This window comes from Sporolactobacillus nakayamae, from assembly GCF_900113325.1.
GTDB lineage: Bacteria > Bacillota > Bacilli > Bacillales > Sporolactobacillaceae > Sporolactobacillus > Sporolactobacillus nakayamae.
This window is the reverse complement of sequence record NZ_FOOY01000013.1, coordinates 51803-59010: the sequence shown is the minus strand read 5'-3', so window position 1 is coordinate 59010 and position 7208 is coordinate 51803. Positions and strand designations below refer to the sequence as shown.

Below are 7208 nucleotides of genomic sequence, written 5' to 3'. Positions count from 1 at the left end.
GGACGCCAAGCTCGATCTTTATCCCGGCAATTTGGGACTTAATCAGGGAAACTTGGCATTTAATCCGGGATAAATCCGGGACTATCCCGGAAAACTGTGGTCTTACCCGGAAATGGACGCCAAGCTCAAGCTTTATCCCGGCAAGTCGGGACTTAATCTAGTAATTTTCGCGCACCGTGTTGTTGCGCATCTCACGTTTACTGCGCAGTGATTTATTTCTTTAATCAGAAGTAATTTTAGTAACTCTCTGAGTGAACCATGAATAGCTGCATAAGTAAGGCCGGAAGCTTGCTTCTTTATACTGTTCCTAATAATATCTTTACTAGAATTTATTATAATCAAGCGTCTTGGAACTTTTATCGATCGTTTCACCTTTTGGCGAATGCCGCATTTGTTTCTTTTGCAAGCAAAAAGGCACCGAACCCGATTGCCTGGGTTTTCGGTGCTTTTTTACAAATAAAAATTATGAACGATTAGCGGAACCTAGTATAGAGGGTCTTCCGCTATATGCGATGCGTGTCCCATGCACTACGCGGAAAAGCTTCCTACGCCACAGACACTCGGCGGTCCTATCGGTGCGTAGCCGTTGCAACTAAGTTTTAGCTTCTCCCTTTTCAAAAGCTTGGCGAAGCCAAGTTTTCTAATGACTTACTTAAATCCCATAATTGAGATTGATAAATTTAACATTAACATAATCATCGATACCTTGATGTCCGTTTTCTCTGCCGAAACCGGAATGCTTCACACCGCCAAACGGGGTTTGCGTGAAGGCAACCGTGTTGCTGTTCACACCAACCATACCATACTGCAAGCCTTGACTGACTTTAGCAATCCGTTTCAGGTCCAAGGTATAGAAATAGCTGGCAAGACCATAGTTCGTGTCATTAGCCATACCGATCACTTCATCAGTATCCTTGAACACAATTACCGGCAGTACCGGGCCGAATGTCTCTTGATAAAAAATGTCCATTTTCGTGGTTACGCCGGTCAATACAGTCGGCGCGTAAAAATTACCGTTTGCGTAGGCGCCATCCGTCAGGCGCTTACCACCTGTCTCAAGTACCGCGCCTTTTTCAACCGCGTCATTAATCTGGCGTTGAATTTTTCCAATCGCGTCTTCACGGATGAGCGGACCTGCGTCCACGCCCTCTTCCAAACCATTGCCTACCTTTACCTTTTTCACCGCTGCAATGAGCTTCTCTGTAAATTCAGCCAGTATTGCCTCTTGGACGAAAATACGGTTTGGCGATGTGCATACTTGTCCGTTATTTCGGAATTTGGAAGATACCAGATCGCCTACGACTTTATCTATCGGCGCGTCGTCAAAAACAATAAACGGCGCGTGACCGCCAAGCTCCAATGAGACCTTCTTCAAGGTTTCCGCAGACTGTCCAAAGAGCATTTTTCCAACCGCGGTTGATCCGGTGAACGTGATTTTGCGGACGAGGTTGCTTGAAGTCAGTACCTTGCCGATTGCTGGCGCGTCACCCATAACAAGATTCACCGTGCCGTCAGGAATTCCGGCTTCTTGGAAAATTTTCATGAGTGCTGTTGCTGAAAGCGGTGTTTCCGGTGACGGCTTGAGTACAATCGCGTTGCCGCCTGCAAGTGCGGGTGAAATCTTCCGCGTAATCATTGATGACGGGAAATTCCATGGTGTGATGGCAGCAACCACACCAAGTGGTTCCTTTTGAACAAGAAAGAGATGTCCGTTTGGTCCGGGAATGGTTTCTCCATAGACGCGGCGTAGTTCTTCCGCATGCCAGCGAACACTTTCCGCACCGCCCAGCACCTCACCTTTGGCCTGCGCAAGCGGTTTTCCTTGTTCAATAGTCATAATTGCGGCGAGTTCGTCCGCCTTTTCCGTAATTAAATCCGCGACCTTGCGTAAGATTTTGGCGCGTTCATCCACAGGAAGCGATGCCCATACAGGATACGCAGCCTGCGCCGCATCAATCGCCTTTTCAGCGTCAATCGCTCCGCCTCGCGCTACCTGCGTGATTACTTTTCCAGTAGCCGGATTAACCACATCATCTACTTCTCCACTATCTGCGTCGAGCCATTTCCCACCGATAAAGAGCTGCTTCGGTGCCTTGTCCACATATGAATCTATTTCTGTCATCATTGGTCCACCTCGTTTGTGTAATAATCTTCTGATGAATGTTCGAACAATAAATCAAGCATACCTGATCCAATCACTAACTTCCACCGGAAAATTTGATTGCAGAGATACCTTCTACAACTCACGGTACCCGACATAAAAAGGCCATCTCTCTAGTACTTGGAGATGCGCCATCAATAAAAAGGGGGGTTAAAAATCATCGGTATCCAATACCGACGTGGTGCATGACCGCAGAATAATTGCCCTGCAGATCTATCTAAAAAGTCGAAAGGCATAGCCAATCAAACTGTTTTAGCCAAAATTTCTTCAAAAGACTCTTGTAGAATAGAGACTGCAAGATCAATCTCTTCCTTTGTCACAACAAGCGGCGGTATAAAGCGAATCACATTTTTATCAACGCCGCAGCTTAGCAGAAGCAAGCCCTTTGCCAAAGCCGTTTCTCTTAACTTAGCAATAATGTCGCTGTCAGGTTTACCATCTGCAGCCATACATTCCATGCCAATCATCAATCCAAGTCCGCGAATATCCTTAATGATCGAAAAAGATTGGGCAAGCACTTCCAGTCTTTCTTTAAAATAAACACCCATTTTTTTCGCATTTTCCAAAACGCCTTGATGTAGAAGATCCAGCACAGCCAAGCCCGCAGCACAAGAAACCGGATTTCCTCCAAAGGTTCCTCCATGCGCTCCAGCGGTCCATTGATCCATGACTTCATTTTTGCCAATGACCGCGCTGAGCGGAAAACCATTCGCTATGCCTTTCGCCGCGCACATAATATCCGGCTCCACATTAAAGTTCTGCCAAGCAAACAGTTCGCCCGTTCTTCCAAATCCGGATTGGATTTCATCAAAAATTAAGAGGATGCCATGCTCGGAGCAAATTTGTCGTACCTGTTCAACAAAGCGTTTGGGTGGAACAATGTAGCCTCCTTCACCTTGCTGAGGTTCCATAATAATGGCCGCAACTTTTTCAGGAGCAATCAAATAGTGGAAAATTTCTTCGATTGATTGGATGCAGCGATCGACTTCCGCATCTTCGCTCAGCCCGCTTCGAAATGCATAGGGATACTCCGCATAATAGACGCTCGGCATCAGTCCTTCGTATTCTTGACGATAAACCGAACTAGAAGCGGTAACTGTCGTCGCCCCCATTGTCCGACCATGAAAACTGCGCTTAAATGAAATGATTCCCGGACGTTTCGTTGCCCATTTGGCAAGTTTCAGTGCGCCTTCAACAGCCTCTGCGCCACTGTTTGAAAAGTAGACTTTATAGTCATGATCCAATTCCGCGCTAAGCCGTTCCGCAAGTTCCACATATGAAGGATAGAATACGACATTATGGCCAGCATGGACGAGGTCTTCCATCTGCGCTTTGGCCTTTTCGATCACATAAGGATGGTTATGACCCATATTAGTGACGCCTATCCCACTTGCAAAATCTAAGTATTTTTTTCCTTCCGTATCCCACAGATAAGCACCTTTTGCTTTAACAATCTCCAATTTTGTTGCTCTGTTTGATGCAACTGGTGGAATAACTTTAATTGCTCGTTCATATAAGCTCATTGCTTTATCATCCATTTGAAAAGCCTCCAATTATTATTTTTATTAATCTTCTGAATTTTCACCTAGAGAATGATGTTTTGGTAACACTCTTGATAAAAATTCTCGTGTTCTATCTTCTTTTGGTCGATTAAGAATCTCTTGTGGCGTACCTTGCTCAACAATCACCCCTTTATCCATAAAGATAATCCGATCAGCAACTTCTCTAGCAAATTCCATCTCATGAGTCGCTATTAACATTGTCATCCCTTTTTTTGCTAATTTCATCATGACATCTAAAACATCCCCTACTGTTTCCGGATCAAGAGCAGATGTCGGTTCATCAAATAGCATAACTGTTGGTTCCATCGCCAATGCTCTCACAATTGCTACCCTTTGTTTTTGCCCGCCTGATAATTGACTTGGAAAATTGTCAGATTTACCTTTCAAACCCACCCAAGAGAGTAGATCCAATGCTTTCTCCTTAGCTGCATTACTATCCATTTTTTTTATTCTCTCTAAAGCGAGTGTTATATTTTTTCTTACCGAAATATGTGGGAATAAATTAAAGTGTTGAAAAACAAATCCAATTTCAGTTCGATACTGATTTAATTCTTTAGTCGTTAATTGATTTGAATTCCCTTCATTGACATGAATTACAGGAGATCCGCTGTATATTATTTCTCCTCTGTCAATGGGAACAAGCAGATTTGCACATCGAAGCAAGGTAGTTTTCCCAGCGCCACTCGATCCTATTAGAACAACCACTTCCCCTTTATCTACATTAAGATCGAGTCCCCGTATCACATGGTTTTCGCCAAAGCTTTTAAACACACCTTTAAACTGTAATATAGGAAATTGAAGTTGTATCTCATCTGTCAAGGATCTCTCTCCTTTTACGGAATTCATTTTATTCATACAAGCTAACCTTTCTTTCAATCGTTCCAACAATAAAGCTCATAACTGTTGTAAGCACCAAATAAATGATTGCAACCATTGTAAAAATTTCCATATAACGATAGGTACTACTAATTACTTGCTGTCCAGTACGAAGCAGATCATACAAAGCAATAGTCGACACAAGTGAAGATTCCTTAATCAAAGCAATACACTCATTTCCTAATGGCGGCAACATTCTTCTAAAAGCCTGAGGAAAAATAATGAGCCACATCGCTTCTTTACGACTAAACCCTAGCGAGCGTGCTGCTTCATTTTGTCCTGTATCAATGGATTGAATTGTTCCCCGCGCAATTTCGGCGATATATGCGGCAGAATTTATTGAAAATGCGATAACCGCAGATACAAAGGGAGGAAAAGTTAATATTGGATTCACGGCTGGTAGTGCAAAATGCACGATAAACAATTGAAGTAAGAGAGGTGTTCCCCTTACGAGCCAAATATAGAATCTGCAAGATTGAGAGATGACTTTTATTTGAGATACTCGACCGATTCCAATGACGATGCCCAAAATAGATCCTATAACTATTGAAAGTGCAGCAACTTCAACTGTTACAACTGTTCCTTCTAGCAAATAAGGTAGATACTTAATTGAAAAGCTAAAAAAAGAATCCATTAATTGTCCTCCTTGCTCTTCTTTAACAAAACTGCAGTTTACAATTACAAACTATTTATGCTTGCATTCATTCACCAAACCATTTAGCTTCCGCTTTAGTAAAAGTACCATCGTCTTTTAATTCTTTAACTGCTTTAGCAAGTGCAGCAGATAAACTTTTATCTGTTTTACGAACTGCAATTCCCACAGGCAATTTTTGGAAACTATCACCAATTATTTCAAACGATTTTGGCTGGTTTTTAACATAATAACGGCCAACCATTTCCCCAACAACAATGGCATCGAGCCTACCCGCACCCATATCATTAAATGCGTCAGTGAAGCCATTATAAGTTTTTATTTTTTTTATACCTATTTCTTTTGCAGCCGTTTCGCTTGTAGTGCCTATCTGAACTCCAACAGTTTTATTTTTTAAATCTCCTTGTTTTTGAATTTTTAAAGGGTTTCCTTTTTTAGTAACAATAACTTGTCCAAAATCTAGATATTTGACAAAGTCAACCTGTTTTTTTCGCTCATCAGTAATATTCATGGATGACATGATTATGTCGTATTTTTTTGTATTTAGTCCGGGGATAATCCCATCCCAGGCTGTTGGGATATGTTTTACTTTTACCCCAAGCTTTTTTCCAATTGCTTTGGCAAGATCAATATTCAACCCCACAAGTTCATTTTTATCATTGCGAAATTCCATTGGAGGATAGGTATCATCAACTGCAATAGTTATTTCCCCTTTCTTCTTAATAGCATCAAATGTACTTGAGCTACGTGATGAAGAATTTCCAGATTCATTTGTACCGCACGCACTCAAAACTAAAACTAAAATCAACGACAAAACAATACCAACTGATTTTTTCACCTTAAAACCTCCCAATTGTATTAGATTTCTCGATGGTATAACTGGTCTAACCGGTAAGTCCGATATTAATAACAGAAAATATAAACTCTTTTTAAACCTTCTGTTATTAATTATTATAATAGTATTATTATTTTCATTCTTCTATTAAATTGAAAGGAATTCTGACATACTTTTACAAAATCAACCAACAGTTAGATCAAATGTCTTTCTCGTAGCATTTTGACCTCGTCTCTAATCATATCCATATGAGCCCTCATTGTTCTCTCTGACAACTTAAGATCTTTCTGTTCTAGCGCATTAACAATAGTCCAATGCTGAATTTGTGCCTCTTCATTGTCCGAAGGAACCATATGAGAAAGATCAAATAGTGCTTTATCAATTAGATCATAAAAAGAACTTATTAAAAGGTAAAAAATATTATTATCAGTTAATTTTGCAAGAGTTAAATGAAATTGCGCGTCTTTGTCAACAAATTCCGAAACTTTAATTCCTTCTTTATCCATTAAGCTGCACGCATTTCTCAATTTTCCCATACCAGTTGAGTCACTATTAGCAATCACCTTTCTTATTGCAGATAGCTCAAGCTCTTCTCGCACCTCTATCATATCCTCAAGCGTTGAATCGCTTGAACGAATGACGCGTAGCAACGCACGGGTGACATTGGAATTGGTCGGTTTCGTCACATAGATGCCTTTGCCTACTTTGACTTCAACGAGCCCTTTTTCATTAAGTACTTTGATGGCTTCTCGAACAACGGCCCGGCTGACTTCATACTGCGCGGACATTTCACGCTCGGAAGGCAGCTTTTGACCCGTCTCGAGCACGCCGCTTTTTATTTTATCTTCAACATCGGATATGATTTGTGAATACAGTAAATTTACGCCCAAAAAAATCGTTCCTCTCAATAAATTTGACGTTTGACGATTCTATTTACTCGAAATCTATTCATTTAATAATATAGTTTAACAACAGAAATGAAAAGATAGAAGATGTTACAGAGAATATGAACGATTGGTGTACAACGCCGCAAATCCAATAGAAATCAAAGCATATAAATATAAATGAACACTCACTATTCTGTAAAAACTCATGAGTTATTTAATAGCCCTCTTAAATAAG

The 7208-nt window shown here is 41.0% G+C and carries 6 protein-coding genes; all 6 read right to left on the bottom strand.

Annotation, left to right across the window (positions count from 1 at the left end; genetic code table 11):
* Window positions 1-652: 652 nt before the first annotated feature.
* Window positions 653-2122 carry an NAD-dependent succinate-semialdehyde dehydrogenase gene (locus BM003_RS09995; protein ID WP_093672666.1) on the bottom strand — a complete coding sequence of 490 codons (1470 nt, stop codon included), beginning with the start codon at window positions 2120-2122 and terminating at the stop codon, window positions 653-655.
* Window positions 2123-2403: 281 nt separating this feature from the next.
* Window positions 2404-3699, bottom strand: coding sequence for an aspartate aminotransferase family protein (locus BM003_RS09990; protein WP_093672664.1), 1296 nt, complete (start codon window positions 3697-3699; stop codon window positions 2404-2406).
* Between the two features lie 27 nt (window positions 3700-3726).
* Window positions 3727-4512 (bottom strand): amino acid ABC transporter ATP-binding protein, encoded by a 786-nt coding sequence (locus tag BM003_RS09985; protein ID WP_177184746.1) that lies wholly within the window; start codon window positions 4510-4512, stop codon window positions 3727-3729.
* Window positions 4513-4570: 58 nt separating this feature from the next.
* Window positions 4571-5233, bottom strand: a complete 663-nt coding sequence (locus BM003_RS09980) for an amino acid ABC transporter permease (RefSeq protein WP_093672662.1) — start codon at window positions 5231-5233, stop codon at window positions 4571-4573.
* Between the two features lie 67 nt (window positions 5234-5300).
* Complete coding sequence (locus BM003_RS09975; protein ID WP_093672660.1) at window positions 5301-6089, bottom strand: substrate-binding periplasmic protein; 789 nt, start codon at window positions 6087-6089, stop codon at window positions 5301-5303.
* Between the two features lie 191 nt (window positions 6090-6280).
* Complete coding sequence (locus tag BM003_RS09970; RefSeq protein WP_177184741.1) at window positions 6281-6976, bottom strand: FadR/GntR family transcriptional regulator; 696 nt, start codon at window positions 6974-6976, stop codon at window positions 6281-6283.
* Window positions 6977-7208: the final 232 nt, after the last annotated feature.